Annotated in this window: 11 protein-coding genes; 7 read left to right on the top strand and 4 right to left on the bottom strand. The window is 32.2% G+C overall.

What is annotated here, in order from left to right; genetic code table 11:
* Positions 1-5: 5 nt before the first annotated feature.
* Complete coding sequence (locus tag EI427_RS10945; protein ID WP_126614524.1) at positions 6-1,001, top strand: porin family protein; 996 nt, start codon at positions 6-8, stop codon at positions 999-1,001.
* Positions 1,002-1,092: 91 nt separating this feature from the next.
* Here EI427_RS10945 and EI427_RS10940 read toward each other — a convergent pair whose 3' ends face one another.
* The gene (locus EI427_RS10940) at positions 1,093-1,989 is read right to left on the bottom strand and encodes a diacylglycerol/lipid kinase family protein (RefSeq protein ID WP_126614522.1); all 897 of its coding nucleotides are present in this window, start codon (positions 1,987-1,989) and stop codon (positions 1,093-1,095) included.
* Between the two features lie 73 nt (positions 1,990-2,062).
* A complete protein-coding gene (locus tag EI427_RS10935; RefSeq protein ID WP_170178446.1) occupies positions 2,063-2,827 on the bottom strand; it encodes a metallophosphoesterase family protein in 765 nt (254 codons plus the stop codon).
* A 538-nt stretch (positions 2,828-3,365) separates the two neighbouring features.
* Between EI427_RS10935 and EI427_RS10930 the strand changes: the two genes are divergently transcribed.
* Entirely contained in the window at positions 3,366-5,099 is a 1,734-nt protein-coding gene (locus EI427_RS10930; protein WP_126614518.1) for a SulP family inorganic anion transporter, read from the top strand.
* Positions 5,100-5,123: 24 nt separating this feature from the next.
* Here the strand turns inward: EI427_RS10930 and EI427_RS10925 are convergent, their stop codons facing one another.
* Both EI427_RS10925 and EI427_RS10920 read right to left on the bottom strand, forming a co-directional pair.
* Positions 5,124-5,699, bottom strand: a complete 576-nt coding sequence (locus EI427_RS10925) for a rhomboid family intramembrane serine protease (protein WP_126614516.1) — start codon at positions 5,697-5,699, stop codon at positions 5,124-5,126.
* Positions 5,700-5,747: 48 nt separating this feature from the next.
* Positions 5,748-6,929 carry an anhydro-N-acetylmuramic acid kinase gene (locus EI427_RS10920; RefSeq protein ID WP_126614514.1) on the bottom strand — a complete coding sequence of 394 codons (1,182 nt, stop codon included), beginning with the start codon at positions 6,927-6,929 and terminating at the stop codon, positions 5,748-5,750.
* A gap of 58 nt (positions 6,930-6,987) precedes the next feature.
* Between EI427_RS10920 and EI427_RS10915 the strand changes: the two genes are divergently transcribed.
* From EI427_RS10915 to EI427_RS10895, 5 genes are all read left to right on the top strand, one after another.
* The gene (locus EI427_RS10915; protein ID WP_126614512.1) at positions 6,988-8,232 is read left to right on the top strand and encodes a competence/damage-inducible protein A; all 1,245 of its coding nucleotides are present in this window, start codon (positions 6,988-6,990) and stop codon (positions 8,230-8,232) included.
* Positions 8,233-8,713: 481 nt separating this feature from the next.
* Positions 8,714-11,866: a SusC/RagA family TonB-linked outer membrane protein gene (locus EI427_RS10910; RefSeq protein WP_126614510.1), complete on the top strand. Its 3,153-nt coding sequence runs from the start codon at positions 8,714-8,716 to the stop codon at positions 11,864-11,866.
* Positions 11,867-11,894: 28 nt separating this feature from the next.
* A complete protein-coding gene (locus EI427_RS10905) occupies positions 11,895-13,451 on the top strand; it encodes a RagB/SusD family nutrient uptake outer membrane protein (protein ID WP_126614508.1) in 1,557 nt (518 codons plus the stop codon).
* Positions 13,452-14,085: 634 nt separating this feature from the next.
* On the top strand, positions 14,086-16,131 hold the full coding sequence (locus EI427_RS10900) for a glycosyl hydrolase family 95 catalytic domain-containing protein (RefSeq protein WP_126614506.1): 2,046 nt from the start codon (positions 14,086-14,088) through the stop codon (positions 16,129-16,131).
* Positions 16,132-16,155: 24 nt separating this feature from the next.
* Positions 16,156-18,357, top strand: a complete 2,202-nt coding sequence (locus EI427_RS10895; RefSeq protein ID WP_205727844.1) for a glycoside hydrolase family 3 C-terminal domain-containing protein — start codon at positions 16,156-16,158, stop codon at positions 18,355-18,357.
* Positions 18,358-18,528: the final 171 nt, after the last annotated feature.

Raw genomic sequence — 18,528 nt, 5'->3', positions numbered from 1 at the left:
GAATAATGAAAAAAGTAATAAGTCTATTTGTGCTGTTTATTAGTAGTTTAAGTGTTTATTCTCAAGAAATATCACACTTTAATTTAATTTATGATGTTAGATTTGATAGCTATACATCTATCAATCCTGGAGAAACAGATAATAAATTTCAGTTTGATCACGTATTTTTAGGCGTGTATGGAGCTATCTCAGATCAGATGAATTATACCTTACAAATAACGCCTTTAAGTCTTTCTGATGGGGCTAATAATTTATCAGAAGATATTATGTTAGCCAATATTAGTTATACTACTTCCAATAAAAAATGGATGCTTACATTAGGTAAATCAATGGTGAACATTGGTACTTTTGAAGAGCATGTAAGCCCAAATGATGTCTATCAATACAGTGAGGTTGGACAACATTTAAATATGTTCTCGTCTGGGGTAACAGTTCGTTATACAACAGATTCAAAACAACAATTTACTTATCAGTTAGTAAACTCAGTGCCCGATAGTTTAAACAATGTAAACTTGCAGCAGAACCTCTATTGGTCGGGTCATATATCAGATCATATTAATACGTCAATGAGTTTAACAGTCGAAAAAAATAATCAAAATACTATTGGTCATATGAGCAATCTTGGTGTAGAATTTTTATACTCTGATTGGGAATTAGATGTGGATTACGCTAGAGTTATTAATATTAATGGATTTCTTGAACAGACACAATATCAATCTGTACCTGTTAAATTAACATACAAAGGAGAGAAGTTTCGTCCATTTGTAGAGTATATCTATAATAAGTTAGATCCAATGAGTAGTACTATAGAATCAAATTCATATACTTCTCAGTCATTACAAACACTAAGTTTAGGTATTGAGTATTATCCTATTAAAAATAAAAATTGGAGATTTCATATGGTTGCTGTTGGTAATAAATATGACCAGACCAATGCAGAAAATCTATTTACAGAATACCCACCTCTTCAATTATTTTTTGGAGTAAAAATTGGTATATAAGTTTATGAAAAAAGCACTTCTTTTCATCATTTATAATGGTGGAAAGAAGTGCTAATTTGTGTATTTTGAATGGTTATTATTACCAATCTTTTTAAGAAACTAAAGTGTTTCTTTTTGTTGTAATGTATTGAATTGCTGCTGGGAGAACTTCAATTTCTAAAGTATCAATATCACCAATTACTTCACCATCTAATTGAAGTAGTTGTGTTTTCTCAAAATGAATGGTTGCTTTCTCTGCAGAATACACGTTACCATTTGCATCTTCTAAAAAGCTTTCATCAAATTTAGAAAGACCTACAATTATTAGGTCTTCAAAATTCATTTCTGGTATTGCTACCAATTCAAATTTACCATCAAAAGGATTGCTTATACTGTTTAGAGGAACACCTGTACCAAACTTTCTTGCATTACAAATGGCAAGCATAATTCCAGATTCTTGATAAAATTCACCATCAATTTCAATTTTATAATCAATAATGTTTTTTACTTTTAATTGCTCTAAAAAGTATTTAATATAGGTTGTCATTCCTCTGTTTGGATCATTAGAATAACCATTTACTATTTGTGCATTTACACCAATATCACCTATGTGTAAACAATAATGTTCTCCGTTTACTTTAAGAAGATCAAGCCCTCTAACCATATCAGACATTATAATTTCTCTCAAAGCATCCATTGGGTTAGGATCAACAAAAAGTTCCACAGCCATGCCGTTTGCAGAACCTAAAGGGATGATTCCCATTGGAATACCTGTACCTAACAGAGCAATAGATGTAAAAAGTGTTGTCCCATCTCCTCCAATAGAAGCTACTTTATGAGGCTTTACCGTTTTGATGTAAGACTTTAAAATCTCTAAATCATTTTTACCCGTAGTTTTATAAACGGTATATTCAATTTCATACAGATCCAAAAGGTTTTCGGCATCATTTAAAAATGGTTCTTTATCTATATCTCCAGAAATTGGGTTTACTACAAGTAAGAGCTTCATATATTGATTGAGGTAAAAATGAAATTTTAGTGAATATCGTAAAAAGATGACAAATAACAATGTAATTAATTACTTAATGATATGCAGGAACGGTACTTAATAATTGAGGTTCTTGATCTTTATTTCGTATTGTGATAAGCTCTTGAGTATCCAGGTTAAAGCAAGATAAAAAGCCGAGCTGATTTGCTTGCTCATTTGTGACTTTCTTAAAGAAGGCACAACCAGAATCAATATTAATTAAAGGAGATTGTTCAGCAATACTTTGTTTTAATTTATCAATAGAAATGGGAGTATGTCCATGGATTACACGTCTTTTCTTTAACATTTTAGGTAGAATTTCTGGTAGAGGTTTTCGCGTATTAAGCATTGCATCAAAATCCTTCTTTGGTTTTTCTGCCTCATAATTGAACCCTGCATGGACAATATGATAATCCTCGATTTGTATTCTGTAAGGTAATGCCTTAAAAAACTCCTTATGTTTTAAGTACAACTCTCCGTCTTTACTTAGTATAGATTTTCCATACCGAGTATTCATTTTAGCAATAAACCTTGCAAAAGTGGGACGGTAAGTTCTTTGTTTAATGATCAAGTTTTCTTCGTGATTACCTCTAATGGGAAAGATGTTGTATCCATCTTTTTGTAGATCAATAATATAATCAATAACCTTTTCACTATTTGGGCCTTTATGAATATAATCACCCACTAAGAAAATAACATCTTGCGTAGTGATTTTTAGCTCATCTTCTAAAAGAAGTTTAAAAGTCTTGTAGCAACCATGAATATCACCTATAGCAAATCTGCGTATATATGTTTTTGTTTTAAGTTTTAATGCTTTCACAAAAGGGGAAATAAGATAAAACAAATAATGAATTACGTTGTAATTGTAAAATTAACAGAGGTTACACATCAATAGTTCTATTAATTAGCTTACAAAGTGAATAATTATACTGTTAATACATAGTTTTTAAAAAAAATAAACCAAATCAGGTACAAGATTATAGGTAAAAACTAAATGATATTTAACAGCTGGTAATTAATTTCAAATTTACTGTATTCTTGATCAAAGACAATAGTATATTTGTATAATTCTATTATTTAGAGATGATTTATACTAACAATTGATGAAGATGTAGTGTTTATTCACAACTCAATGTTGACAACTGTATAACTATTTCAATATCAACTATACTTTTAGGGTGTAATTGCGTCAAATGTTGATAACTTTCTGATAAATAAGCATTTAAATGTTGATAACTTTACACCGTATTTCTTTGTTTGTAAATAATTTTGATAGTTTGGGTGTGTTTTCGGGATTATTTAGAATAATCTAGATAACTTAGAAGTGAAAATAAAAATATAATAATCCATTATTCTATATGGGGGCAATTCAAGAGAAATTACCATTCTTATCCTTAATCAAGAATTATAAAAAAGCATATTTAACTGGAGACCTTTCTGCTGGTTTTGCTACAGGAGTATTACTTATTCCACAAGGAATGGCTTATGCAGTTATTGCTGGTGTACCTGTAGAGTATGGTTTGTATGCCTCTTTAATGGCTCCGTTACTTTATTTTTTCTTTGGTTCATCCAATAAATTGGTTATTGGCCCTGCAGCTTTAGACTCCATGTTATTGGCTTCTGGAATGGCAGGAATAGGTATTGCACTTACAGAAACAGCTTATGTTGAACATGTACTTATAATTGTTTTCTTAGCCGGAATTTTTCAATTTATTGCCGGAAATATAAAGTTAGGGTTTATAGCAAACTTCTTTTCAGAGCCATTATTAAAAGGATTTACAACAGCAGCTGCATTATTAATAGGATTTAGCCAGTTTAAACATGTTTTAGGAATAGACCACGAAAGCTCTAATTATTTTCATAAGAATATTATTAATATGATAAATAATTGGCGCCAGTTTGACCTGTTAACTTTTGGTCTTGGTATTTCTACAATCTTAATGATCTTACTTTTAAAACGATTTGATCTATCTAAAATATCAACACCAATAGTAGTAGTAATAGGTATTACTTTAAGTATAGTATTTGATTTAGAAGAGTACGGAATCCATGTTATAGGAACAATTCCAAAAGGATTACCGACTTTTCAATTACTCGATTTTTCTTCTGTAAACCTGTTAGAAATAATCCCCGTGGCATTGGTTGTTGCTATTATTGGGTTTACAGTATCAAATAGTATTTCTAAATCTGTAGATGAGCCTGGTAGTAAAACTAATCCGAATCAAGAATTTATTGCTTTAGGAATTGCCAATGCAGTAGGTGCTTTATTTGGAGGGTATCAAGCAAGTTCGAGTTTTTCTAGAACAGCAATAAATAGTGAATCTGGAGCAAATACGAGAGCATCTAACTTGGTATCTACTGTAATGATTGCATTAGTTTTATTGTTTATGACTCATGTATTTTACTATTTACCTAAAGCAGTTTTAGGTGGGATTATTATTGCTGCAACTCCAAGTTTATTTAGTTTTAATTACTTTAAAAATATCTATTTCTTAAAGAAAAGAGAGTTTGTAGTTGTTATAATCACTTTCTTAACTACAGTAGAATTTGGTGTAATTATAGGGCTTTCAGCTGGTTTATCGGCATCTGTAGCTGTTTTTATGTATCATTCACTTTATCCTCATATGGCAGTATTAGGTAAAATTGAAGGAACTCATATTCATAGAAATATTCTCCGTTTTGAATCGGCGAAAGAAAAAGAAGGCGTATTGATTTTAAGGATAGATGCTCCGCTTTATTTTAGTAATATAAAATTTGTAATTGATACGATTAAAGAACTTGTTGATGCTCGATCCAACATAACATCAATTATTATAAAATCGGAAAGTATTAATTATATAGATGTGACTGCACTCACAGAATTGAAATTATTTATTGGTAAGGCAAATAAAAAAGGAATCGAGGTATATATGGTAACCGTTGTTGGTCCGGTCCGAGATTTACTTTTTAAAACAAGTATAGTAGATACTTTAGGTGGAAAACAATTGTTCGTGCACCTTTACGATGTCATGCAGTATATAAATGACAAGGAATCGTATAGATACACGAACAAAGATATTGCTAACCAAGGAAATATTGAGGAGAGAGATTAATCAGTTTCTTAAAAAAGAACTGTTCTAGCTTCCAATTTTCTTAGAATTATGTTTATCGATACTAAAACCAAAAATTGCCCCACAAATACCACCAATTACATGAGCTAATTGTGAAATGTTATCTTGATCAAAGGCAGAAAGTAATTCCTGTCCTAAAAATAGTATAACAATTAATACAAAAGTAAGGGGTATTCCTCCTTTCTGTACATTTACAATTGAGCTAAGAAGTATAAACATAAATACAACGCCACTAGCTCCAAGAAGTCCACTCGATAGGAATATTGCATTAATAATACCTGTAATAAATGCAGTTACAAGAATCATGTTCAATAATTGTTTACTGCCGTACTTCTCTTCTAATATAGGTCCTAGTAAAAGTATATAGGTAAAGTTTCCCATAAAGTGTTCCCAGCTACCATGTCCAATTACGTGGGTAAAAAGACGTATATATGTTATTGGATTTGTAATAGCCATAGAGCCATACCCTCCAACAGAAAAAATGGAAGTTAAGTCTATAAAAAGAAATTCTTTTAGTATAATAAATGCAGCACTGATAAAAGTGTATGTCAGTGTAACAGGAGCATTGTATTGTATGCGCATAGTTTTTATGTTGATTCTCATATAATATCGAATATTCTTCTTGTATTGTTACCCTCCACAACCAATTATTTTATTGAATGAGGGTATTTCGTCTGCTATATCTTCTGTAGAATTTATTATTTCAGGAGATTTTGTAAAGATATGATGAATTACTCCTCCACAATTATCAATAGAAGCTCCAGTAACACTTTTTAAACTATTGTTCTCTTTTTTAAGACGCAGGCAACCTAAAAAAGCAAATAACAATGCTTCTTTATAATTTATGATTTTTTCAGACGGTATTACAACTTCTGTAGAGGTACAATGTGCTTTTATTCTATCCACTAAGAAACTATTAAAAGCACCACCACCAGTTATAAGCAAGCGAGATTTTCCAAAATGGAATTTAGACTTCTCAGTAGCATTTTCTATTATTCTTGCAGTTTGATAAGCAGTATGTTCAATGCTCGTAGCTAATCTATCTTCAATTTTTTCAATTTGATTTAAGAGAGGCATATAATGTTCAAAAACCCATTCTTTTCCCAAAGATTTTGTTTGGAACGTTTCGTAAAAAGGTAAATCATTTAATTTATTATATACTTCCTGATTCACTTTACCTGTACTACTTAATTTACCGTCTTCATCAAACTCTTTGCCCAAAGTACGCATATAATAATTGAGAGGCATATTTGCCGGAGCCACATCAAAAGCAATAGTTTCGCTATTTACATCATAAGAAATATTAGCAATACCACCTAAATTTAGACGATAATGATAATCATGAAATAATAGCCTATCACCAATAGGAACCAATGGAGCACCTTGACCACCTAAAGCAACATCAGCAATTCTAAAATCATTAATTACATTATGCTTACTTTCTGCAGCAATTTCTGCTCCTCCACCAATCTGAGAAGTAATACCTATTTCTGTTTGATGAAAGATTGTATGCCCATGGCTACAAACGTAATCAACTTTAAGATTATGTTTATCTATAAAACTTTTTGCATGTTGCCCTAGTTTCTTACCTAATGCACGATCTAATTGTATATATTCGAGTGCAGAAAGATTTTCAGCTTGGTCGAGTTTACTACGCCATTCATCAGTGTAATCAACACTTTCAGTATAGGGCATGTAGTACTTCCATTGTCTATTACTGTCTTTCCAAAATTCAGCATAACATAAGTCTATGCCATCTAGGCTAGTACCAGACATTATACCTATTAATCGAAATTTATTTGGTCTACTCATTTTTTAATGCATGATGAATCTATAATTTCGGAGATAAGAACTTAAAAACAAAACATATATGAAAAAGCATACTTACGTAGAAATAGTAACCATAGGAGATGAGATTCTCTATGGACAGATTACAGACACAAATTCTCAATGGATAGGACAAGAATTAAATAAGCTGGGTTTTAAGGTAATTCGTAAAACATCTATAGGAGATACAAAAGAAGAAATCTTAACAATTTTAGATGAAGCACAGAAACGTGCTGATATAATATTGATTACTGGAGGTTTAGGACCAACTAAAGATGATATCACAAAAAAAACAATAGCGGAATACTTTAATGTAGGGATGACATTTAGACAAGAAGTTTTTGATAATATTGCAGAGTTATTTAAAACAAGGAATAGGGCATTAACAGATTTAAATAGGCAACAAGCTGAAGTGCCAGAAAATGGAGAAGTTATAATGAATCCGGTAGGTACAGCGCCGGGAATGTGGTTTGAGCAGGGAAATAAAACTTTTGTTTCTATGCCAGGTGTACCATATGAAATGAAAAGATTAATGTCTGATTCAATTTTAGGGAAACTACAATCAAAATATGATACACCTTTTATAGTTCATAAAATGCTGAGGACAATGGGTATTCCTGAATCTTTATTGGCAGACCAAATTGAAGAGTGGGAAGATGCATTACCTGAGTTTATTGGTTTAGCTTATCTTCCAAGGTTTGGGCAGGTTAGATTAAGATTAACAGCAGTTGGAGACAACAAAGAAGTTTTAGATAATGCTATTGAAGCTCAAGTTGAAAAATTACGTCCTTTATTAGGAGATAATTTATTTGCTGAAGACGATGTGGAAATCGAGCAAATGATTATGAATAAAATGATTGAAAAAGGGGTAACTCTAGCAACTGCAGAATCTTGTACTGGGGGTGCAATTGCAAAAAGAATTACTACCCTTTCTGGATGTTCTGCCTTTTATAAAGGTGGTATAGTTTCTTATAGCAATGAAGTGAAAATGACACAGCTTGATGTACAAGGAGAAACTTTATTAGAACATGGTGCTGTTAGCGAAGAAACAGCTTTACAAATGGCCAACAATGTAAGAGAAAAATATAAGACAGATTATGGAATTGCGACCACAGGTATTGCAGGACCAGGAGGAGGGACAAAAGATAAGCCAGTTGGTACTGTTTGGGTAGCATTATCTACTGCAGAAAAGACAGAAGCAAAATTATTGCAATTAACAAAAACGAGAGAGGTAAATATTTATGCAACAGGAAATACAATATTGAAGTGGCTTTATGATGAAATTTAAACATTTGGATTGATATTATTACGTCATTTATTACATGTAAATTTAAAAAGGCCAACTAGTCACAACTGATTAGTTGGCCTTTTTGTTTATTGTTAATAAAAGTTGTCGTAAAATAAATTACTTATAATTAGTGTGTAAGTATCTGATAAATTGATGGTTGAAAATTGATGTTGTATTAATGTTGTATTAAAAGTGTAAAAAAGTATCTTAATAATTTTCATGTTTTTTCACATTCTTACTAATGTTGTATACGACGTCGAACTAATAATTGAAATGAAATTTTAAATCTGTCTACATGAGTTAACTAATAACTATTTACAATTTCCAGGCTATTTAATTTATTCTCTTCTACTAAAATTTGCAATCTATTCTATGTATTCTGAATAAATTATTCTAGGCACTTTTATCGTTTTTCTTTAAAGGTGAAGCAATCCGAAATGGATATTATTATTACTATTATTAAATTTTTTCTACTAAAAACATGCTCAAGCTACTAAACTTTAAAAGTATTTTAGGGATATTCCTATTTGCTTTTATGTCGCTAACTAGTACACAATTATTAGCACAAGATAAGGTTCTGACTGGAACAATCTTAGGAGAGGATTCATCTCCCCTTCCTGGTGTAAACGTACAAATCAAAGGAACAACAACAGGTACAGTAACTAATTTTGATGGTAAATTCTCTTTAAATGTTAAAGAATCTGCTCAAACATTAGTGTTTAGCTTTATTGGTTATCTAGATAAAGAAATGGTAATCGGTACTCGAACAACTTTTGATGTATCTTTAGAAGTTGATGCTGAACAACTAGAAGAAGTAGTTGTAGTTGGTTATGGTGTTCAAAAGAAATCATTGGTAACTGGTGCAATTGCTAGTGTAGATGCTGATGACATTGTAAGTTCAGCCATTTCTGCAGAACAAGCATTACAAGGTAAAGCAGCTGGTGTTACAGTAACACCTCAATCAGGTTCTCCAGGTAATGGAATTAAAATTCGTATTCGTGGTGCAGGGTCTAACGGAAATAGTGATCCTTTATATATTGTTGACGGTATGAAAACTGGAAACATTAGCTTCTTATCTCCAACAGATATTGCATCTATGGAAGTACTTAAAGATGCAGCATCTTCTGCAATTTATGGTTCTGAAGGAGCAAATGGTGTTGTAATCATTACTACTAAAGGCGGTAAAAAAGGTGCTAAATCTAGCATTGACTACTCTTTCCAATATGGTATCCAAACATTGGGTAACACTCCTCAAATGATGAATGCTAAAGAATATGCACAATTCATGCAAGAAGCTCATCAAGATGAGTTAGGTAAAATTGACGGTTTTTATGTGCCAGACCCAAGTAAACAAGGAGAAGGAACAAACTTCTTAGATGCTGCAGCTCAAGAAGCACCAATGATGAGTCATAATTTATCATTCTCAGGTGGATCAGACAAAGGATCTTATTTATTAAGTGCAGGTTATACTTCTCAAGATGGTGTAATCGGTGGTGATAAAGCAAGCTATGAAAGAATCAATGGTCGCTTGAACTTAACAAGAGATATTAAAGATTGGATAGATGTATCTGCAAACATTGCAATTACAAATTCTAAAAGAGCTACAATTACTGAAGATGATGCTTATAATGGTCTTGTAAATGCAGCTTTATTAATGGATCCAACAGCAAAAGCTAGATATGCTCCAAATGCACTTACTCCTTACATGCAAGAAAAATTAAATGAAGGAAAGCTTTTAACTCGTGATCAAGATGGTAATTACTATGGGGTTACTAATAATGATTTCTTAAAAGGAGAGATATATAATCCTTTAACAAAATTAGAAAATGCAAGAGGTGTTTATACAGAAAATAAGATTTTAACTACTGGTATGGTTAATCTTAAGCCTGTAAAAGGACTTAAAATTAGTTCTAGAATTGGTTTTGATATTGCACAAGGAAGTTATAATAGCTGGAACCCAAGTTTCTGGGCTAACTCTCAAAAGCATGAAAATGCTCCAACAGTAACTGCGAATGAGCAATCATGGAGTACTTGGATGTGGGAGAACTTTGCTACTTATAATACTACTATTGGGAAAAGTACAATTACAGGTTTAATAGGTGTATCTGCTCAAGAAAACAATTATAGAAATTTAGATACTAAATCAGGAAATATGGTTGTTGAAAACGACCAATTTAGATACCCTAACTATGTAACGTCTAGAGATAATGACCGTGTTGGTGGAGGAAACGAAATGAAGACATTAGCTTCATATTTTGCTCGTGTATCTTATGACTATGATAATAGATATATTATTGAAGCAACTTTCCGTAGAGATGGTTCATCTTTATTTGGATCAGAGAACAAGTGGGGTACATTCCCATCAGTTTCTGTTGGTTGGAATGTTTCTAACGAAAGCTTCTGGAATATCAGTGCAATTGATTACTTAAAAGTAAGAGGTAGCTGGGGACAAAATGGTAGTTTATCAAACTTAAGACCAGATCAATACAGGTCTTTAATTAGAACTACTGGTATTTCTTACCCTGGTTCTGACAATATCCTTATGACTGGTGCTGAACCGGAAGTATTAGCTAACCCAAATTTAAAGTGGGAAACTTCTGAACAAACAAACATTGGTATCGACTTAAGAGCTTTGGATAGTAAAATTTACTTTACAGCTGATTACTATAAAAAATTAACGAAAGATCTTTTAACAACAGCTTCTCCTGCACTTTCTCAAGGTAACTATGCACCTTATACTAATGCAGGTACAGTATCTAACGAAGGTCTTGAATTAATTTTAGGATATAGAAATAGTGAAAACGAATTTACTTATGATGTGAGCTTTAATGGTTCATTTAATAAGAATGAAGTAGTATCAGTACCAGCAGAACTTACAAGAATTAATGGTGCTTCTTTACCTGTAGCAGGTACTTTAACTTATTTTGAAGAAGGTTTTCCAGTTTGGTATTATAGAGGATTCCAAAACGAAGGTATTTTCAGAGATGAAGCTCATATAGCTCAATGGGTAGAAGAAAATAACATTACTGACCCTACTTATACAGATCCAAACAATGAGAATAAAGTAAAACCAGGTGATCCAATCGTAAAAGATATTAACGGAGATGGTGAAATTAATGATCAAGATGTAACAAATATTGGATCTCCACACCCAACATTTATTTATGGAGCAAATATCTCAGTAGCATATAAAGGTTTTGACTTAAACATTTTCTTACAAGGTGCTACAGGTCATCAAAACTACATTGCTTTCATGAGAGCTGATAACAAAGCTGTAAATAGATTATCAAGCATTACTGAAGATCGTTGGAGAAATAACGGTGATAACGCTTCTTATCCAAGAGCTGATTATTTAGATTCTAGATATTTTAAAAGTGATTTATTAGTACAAGATGCTAGCTACTTGAAAATTAGACAAATTCAATTAGGATATACTCTTCCAAGTAAAATTGCATCTAAAGCATTATTAAGCAGAGCAAGAGTTTATGTGTCACTAAATGATTTCTTTACTTTTACAAACTATGATGGTGTTGATCCTGAGATTGGTAGTAAAGAAAATAATGCTCAAGGAGTTGATTTTGGAACATATCCTGTTTCTAGAAAACTGTTATTTGGTCTTGCAGTAACTTTCTAAATCATACACTTAACAAAGAAATACGACAATGAAAATATATAAATTTAAGAAACTATTGACTGTGCTAGCAGCAACAGCAATGCTTTCATCTTGTTCATCTGAGTTCTTAGAAGTAGAGCCTTACGGTAAATCAGAAGCTTCTACATATTATCAAACTGAAGAACAACTTCAATTAGGTCTAGTAGCTGCATATGATATGTTATCTTCAGATCAAATGAATGGATGGAATAGTCCATTTGTAATCAAAAATTTACCATCTGATGGATTAAATTGTGGTGGTTCATCTGCAGGTGATCAACCTCAATTACAAGAAATTGATGATTTTAGATGGCATGCCGAAAATTTAGCAGTAAGATCAGTTTATCAAACAAACTATTTTGGTGTTTATAGAACAAATCAAATTATTACTAATGTAATAAATGCAGAGAGTGATTTGATGAAAAGAATGGTAGGTGAAGCTAAGTTTTTAAGAGCTTTTTACTATTTCGAATTGGTGACGGTATTTGGTGATGTTCCTTTATGGCTTACTCCTCCGACAGGTTTGACTGAAGGTATGCCAAGAAGTCCTAAAGCAGATGTTTACGCACAAATTGAAAAAGATCTTACTGAAGCAATTAGTGTATTACCAAATAAATCTACTTTTGAGGGCACGTCAGATGCCTTTAGAGCAAATAAACAAGCTGCTCAAGGTTTATTAGGAAAAGTTAGAGTGTATAAAGGAGATTATACTAATGCAATTGCTCAATTAGAGAGTGTAATTCAAACAGAAGGTTCAGAAGTAGGTTTAGAGCCTAGCTTTTCAACTTTGTCTCTTCAAAGTACTGAGTTTGGTAAAGAATCTTTATTTGAAGCATCATTTATCTCTAATGGAGACAACTGGGGTAATACAACTTGGAATAGAGATGCTCATGATAACAGACATGTTCAATTATCAGGTCCTAGATCTTTAGATGTACTTGAAGATGTTGTTCCTGAAGAAGATGCTAAACTTATAGCTGGATGGGGATTTTTACCTCCAACACAATCGTTATTTGATGCATTTGAGCCAACTGATGGTCGTAGAAATGCAACAGTATTAGATGCTGACGGTTTAAAGAAACTTTATGGCCAGAAGTTTAACGACGGATGGGATACAGAGGGTTTAGTAAGAGCAAAGTACACTACTTTTGAATCTGAAACTACAGGTGAAGGTGGAGCAACTCCAGAATTAAACTACACAGTAAACTGGAGATTATTACGTTATTCAGATGTTCTTTTACTAGCAGCTGAAGCATATTACAGAGAAGGTAGAGAAGGAGATGCAAGAAATATGCTTAACAAATTAAGACAAAGAGCAGGTGGTTTAGCGGATTATGATGCTACAGTATCTGGCAGTGCTTTATTTGATGCAATTGTTAATGAAAGACGTATTGAACTTGCTTATGAAGGTTCACGTTATTGGGATTTAGTTAGATGGGGTCTAGCTGAAAAAGAACTAGGTGATTTAGGATTTGTTTCTGGAAAACATGAATTATTCCCTATTCCTTTAGACGAGATAAATGGTAATCCAGGAATTACTGAAGCAGATCAGAACCCTGGATACTAAAAATACATATTGTCAGGAAGTTAAATTTACTTCTTGACAATATTTAAAGAAACTATTTTGCGATAGTTAAGTATGGGAGCTCTGAACGAACAACTTAAATATTATTTTATATAATATAGTTCTCAACTTTATTTACTTCAAGAAGAAATAGATCTCTTTAAAACGAGATACTTCAAAGTAGATTTAAATAAAAGTTTTACTGGAAGTACCATTGGTACTTTCAGTTTTTTTTTATCTAAAAATTGTAAATAAATAGTCTTAAAACAGTTATTAAAGATTGCTTTTTAAGACTTATTAGTTCTATTAAGTGATAATGTTATTTTTTTAAATGATACCACCATGTTGGGGGTTGTTAAGTTAATTCACTATTGCACGAAAAATGTGTTTATGTACTGCGTGATTTCTCTTGTGATACAATATAAAAAATAGTATTTAACTGTTTGATTATGTGATTTTTAAGTAGCACATGTCGTATTATTGTCGTATTAATTGCGTAATAATACTGATTGAATTTTTATTTGGTTTTGTGCAAATATCATTATTGTTGTAATGATATAAACAATTAAACATAAACAAGTTAACGTATTATTTATAGTGCTTTTAACATTGTAGAAAGCACTTTGATAGGAATGAAATGAGACATCTTAAATTACTTTTATTACTATTTAATATAGTAAATATCACAAATGTATTTGCTCAAGCAGATGGCTGGACAATTGAAGCAAATTCTAGAGAGAACTACCATTCTTTATCTATGGCTAATGGCATGATTGGAATCGTACCTTCAGACCAACCACTAAAAATTAATGAAGTTATTCTAAATGGTGTTTGGGATATCTATGGACGTGGTGGAGTTTCTAATATTGTACAAGGAATCAACTTTGCCAATATGGATATTGGAGTAGAAGGAAAGGGACAAACACAATGGGTTTCTTCTGATAAAGAAATTACTAGTTGGAAACAAATGCTAAACATGAAAGAGGCAACGTTTACAACGTCATTTAATTTTGCTAAATCTATAGAAGTAGAACAAGAAATTATAGCATTAAGACACCTTGCTTATACAGGATTAGTGCGTATAAAAGTAAAAGCATTAAAAAACACATCCTTAATTTTTAGAAATGACTTAATTGTTCCTGAAATTAATAACCCAGGAAAACATAGATACAATCAAGTAGGTAAGGAGAGTGAAATTTCTTTATTATCTACATCTGCAACTTCTCCAACGGGTAAATATGAAATAGCTACGACAACGTCATTTGTATTTGGTGAAAATGAAAAATATCCAGAAATAAAAAATGAGGAAGTTAATGCTAGGCATAACCGTGCTTCTTTTAAGAAAGAGTTAAAAAAGGGAGAAATCTATGAGTTTATAGTAGTTGGCTCTATTTGTAATACGGCTTTATCTGTAGATGCAATAAATGAAGCAGAACGAAAAGCAATTTATGCTCACCTAGAAGGGTATGATAGACTTATCAAAAGGCATAAAGATGCTTGGGCTAAACTTTGGGAAGGAGATGTAATTATTGAAGGTGATCAAAAAGCTCAGTTAGATGTGAGACTTCAGTTATTTAACCTTTATTCTTCTGTAAGAAAAGGAACAAGATTAAGTCTATCACCAGTAGGTTTATCTGGTAACGGATATAATGGTCATGTATTTTGGGATACAGAATTATGGATGTTCCCTACTTTTTTAGTGTTTCAGCCTGAGTTAGCAAAAAATATACTTGATTATAGATTAGACCGTTTAGATCAAGCTAAAAAGAATGCCTTAGCAAATGGATATGAGGGGGCAATGTTTCCTTGGGAATCTGCATTAACAGGTGAAGAAGATACACCAACATGGGCATTATCAGGTCCTTTCGAACAACATATTACATCTTGTATTGGTCTTGCTTTTTGGAAGTACTATCAAGTTACTCAAGATAAAAAATGGTTAAAGGAATCGGGTTATGAGTTGCTTCAAAATGTTGCAGATTTTTGGGTAAGTAGAGTAGAGAAAGATGAAAATGGTGTTTGTCACATTAATAATGTAGTGTGTGCAGATGAGTATGCTGAAAATGTAAATGATAATGCGTTTACAAATGCTTCGGCTATTAAAGTATTAAAATCAGCAATTAAAGCAGCTGAAATTGTTGGAGAAATACCTAATCCAAAATGGGATGAGGTAGCCAACAATATTCCAGTACTAGTGGAAGATGGAATAACAATGGAATACGATGGTTATGATGGAAGAGTGATAAAACAAGCAGATGTAAATTTGCTATCCTTTCCATTGGAGTACTATACAGATAAAGATCAGATGAAAAGAAACCTTGAGTATTATGAACCTAAGATAGATTACCATGCTCCGGCAATGTCGCATTCTATTTTATCAGTAGTAGCCTCAAGAATTGGAGAAACAGAAAGAGCTTATGAGCTTTTTCAGCAAGGATATGTAAATAATCAGAAACCACCTTTTAATGTTTTTACAGAACAACCAGATAACAATTTAGCATTCTTCGTGACTGGAGCAGGAGGGATGATGCAAGCTGTTATGTTTGGATTTGGAGGTCTAGAAATAACAGACACAGGGATTACACAACTAAAATCAACATTGCCAAATAATTGGAAATCAATAACTTTTAAAGGTGTGGGTGTGGATAATAAAAATTACAGTGTCACTAACAACTCTCAGTAAAAACAGACGAATTATTAAAACAAAATGATGATGAAGAAAAGAACGTTTAAAGCAACTATTTTTAGTATGCTACTTATGTTTGGTTACTTGTCACCGAGTATAGCTCAGACAACTAAGACCGAACAAAAAATTGATGAGATAATTGCCCAACTTACATTAGAAGAAAAAGTAGCAATGTGCCATGCTCAATCTAAATTTACATCTGCCGGTGTTCCTAGATTAGGTATTCCAGAAATTTGGATGTCTGATGGACCTCACGGAGTAAGAGCAGAAATAAATTGGGACAATTGGGGGTATGCAGGTTGGACTAACGACTCTATTACTGCATTTCCAGCATTAACTTGTTTAGCAGCAACTTTTAACGAAGACTTATCTAAAGAGTATGGCGTTGCAGTTGGTGAAGAAGCAAGATACCGTAAAAAAGATATATTATTAGGGCCTGGTGTTAACATCTATAGAACACCTTTAAATGGTCGTAATTTTGAGTACATGGGAGAAGATCCTTATTTGGCTTCTCAAATGGTTGTACCTTATATTCATGGGGTTCAATCTAATGGTGTTGCAGCTTGTGTAAAACACTTTGTAGCCAATAACCAAGAGAAATGGAGAGGTCATATAAATGTAGAATTAAGTGATAGAGCTTTGCATGAAATTTATTTACCAGCATTTAAGTCTGCAGTAGATGGTGGTGTTTGGTCTATGATGTCGGCTTACAATCAAATAAGAGGACAATATTGTTCTCATAATGAATATTTAGTAAATGATATTCTAAAAGGAGATTGGGGTTTTGACGGTGTATACTTAACAGACTGGGGTGCAGCACACAATACTAAACAATCTGCATTGTATGGTTTAGATATTGAAATGGGTACTGGTACAAATGGACTTACTTACTCAGAGAAAAATCACTACGAAAACTATTATTTAGCAGGACCTTTTAAAGAAATATTAAATTCTGGAGAAGTATCTGAAGATGTAGTTAATGATAAAGTACGTCGTATTTTAAGATTAATGTATAGAACAAGCTTAGCTGAAAATAAACCACTAGGAAGTATCAATACAGAAGATCATCATGATGTGGCAAGAAGAGTAGCCCAAGAAGGAATCGTACTTCTTCAAAATGAAGGTAATTTCTTCCCTATCAGTGATAAGAAAATGAAGATTGCCGTAATAGGAGAAAATGCGACAAGAATGATGACAATTGGTGGTGGATCTTCAGAACTGAAAGTTGAATATGAAATATCTCCGTTACAAGGAATACAAGAGCGTTTTAAAAATGCAGAAGTTGTATATACTATGGGTTATGCTTCAGGTCCTTCTCAATATGGTCAAGTTATTCCATCAACTTTAGATGCTGATTCACTAAAAAATGAAGCATTAAAAGCAGTTAAAGGAGCAGATGTTGTATTATTTTTTGGAGGGTTAAATAAAAGTCATCACCAAGATTGTGAAGATGGAGATAGATTAACGTATGATCTTCCTTTTGGTCAGCCAGAATTAATTGAAACTTTAGCAGCTACAAATTCAAATATTGGCGTAGTACTAATTAGTGGAAATGCAGTGGCTACACCTTGGTCTGATAAAGTAAAAACGGTGATGCAAGGGTGGTATTTAGGAACAGAAACAGGACACGCAGTAGCAGATATTATTTCTGGAGATGTAACACCTTCTGGTAAATTACCTTTTACTTTCCCTAAAAAATTAGAGGATAACGCTGCTCATCATTACGGTGAAATGTCTTACCCAGGTGATAATGTAAACGAAGAATACAAAGAAGGAATTTTAGTTGGATACCGTTGGCATGATACTAAAAAAATTACTCCTGCCTTTGCATTTGGTCATGGGTTAAGTTACACTGAATTTAAACTAGAAAACATTGCATCAGATAAAAAATCGTATGATGTAAACGATACTATTGAAGTTACTTGTAGCTTAAATAATATTGGTGATGTTGATGGAGCAGAGGTTGTACAAGTTTACGTTGGCAAGCATAAATCTATTGTAGAAAGAGCAACTAAAGAGTTAAAGGCATATCAGAAAGTATCTTTAAAGAAACTAAGCTCAGAAAAGTTAAATTTATCTATTCCTATTAGTTCTCTGAGATATTATAATGAAAATAAATCAGATTGGGAATTAGAAGAAGGAGAGTACTATATTTATGTAGGTAATGCTTCAGATAATATTTCTAAGAAAATAAAAGTATCTATTACTTCAAAAGTGAATTAATACATATTTGTAAATGTATAAAACACCTCAATTTCAACTTATATAATTAGTTTGTTGGTTTTGAGGTGTTTTTGTATCCTTATTTATCTTGTTTAAGAATTGAAATATGAAATAAAGTACGGGATTTTTTCATTTTTAAATTTAAATGTACGGGTACTTTATACATACTTA

The organism is Flammeovirga pectinis (genome assembly GCF_003970675.1).
GTDB classification, from domain to species: Bacteria; Bacteroidota; Bacteroidia; order Cytophagales; family Flammeovirgaceae; genus Flammeovirga; species Flammeovirga pectinis.
The sequence above is the reverse complement of the archived record's forward strand: the minus strand, read 5'-3'. Positions and strand labels throughout refer to the sequence as shown.

Bases quoted from the DNA above. Each gene is read 5' to 3' on its own strand.
- EI427_RS10925 (WP_126614516.1), bottom strand. From the start codon at position 5,699: ATGCGCATACAATACAATGCTCCTGTTACACTGACATACACTTTTATC.
- EI427_RS10895 (WP_205727844.1), top strand. From the start codon at position 16,156: ATGATGATGAAGAAAAGAACGTTTAAAGCAACTATTTTTAGTATGCTA.
- EI427_RS10910 (WP_126614510.1), top strand. From the start codon at position 8,714: ATGCTCAAGCTACTAAACTTTAAAAGTATTTTAGGGATATTCCTATTT.
- EI427_RS10915 (WP_126614512.1), top strand. From the start codon at position 6,988: ATGAAAAAGCATACTTACGTAGAAATAGTAACCATAGGAGATGAGATT.
- EI427_RS10940 (WP_126614522.1), bottom strand. From the start codon at position 1,989: ATGAAGCTCTTACTTGTAGTAAACCCAATTTCTGGAGATATAGATAAA.
- EI427_RS10945 (WP_126614524.1), top strand. From the start codon at position 6: ATGAAAAAAGTAATAAGTCTATTTGTGCTGTTTATTAGTAGTTTAAGT.
- EI427_RS10905 (WP_126614508.1), top strand. From the start codon at position 11,895: ATGAAAATATATAAATTTAAGAAACTATTGACTGTGCTAGCAGCAACA.
- EI427_RS10930 (WP_126614518.1), top strand. From the start codon at position 3,366: ATGGGGGCAATTCAAGAGAAATTACCATTCTTATCCTTAATCAAGAAT.
- EI427_RS10900 (WP_126614506.1), top strand. From the start codon at position 14,086: ATGAGACATCTTAAATTACTTTTATTACTATTTAATATAGTAAATATC.
- EI427_RS10920 (WP_126614514.1), bottom strand. From the start codon at position 6,929: ATGAGTAGACCAAATAAATTTCGATTAATAGGTATAATGTCTGGTACT.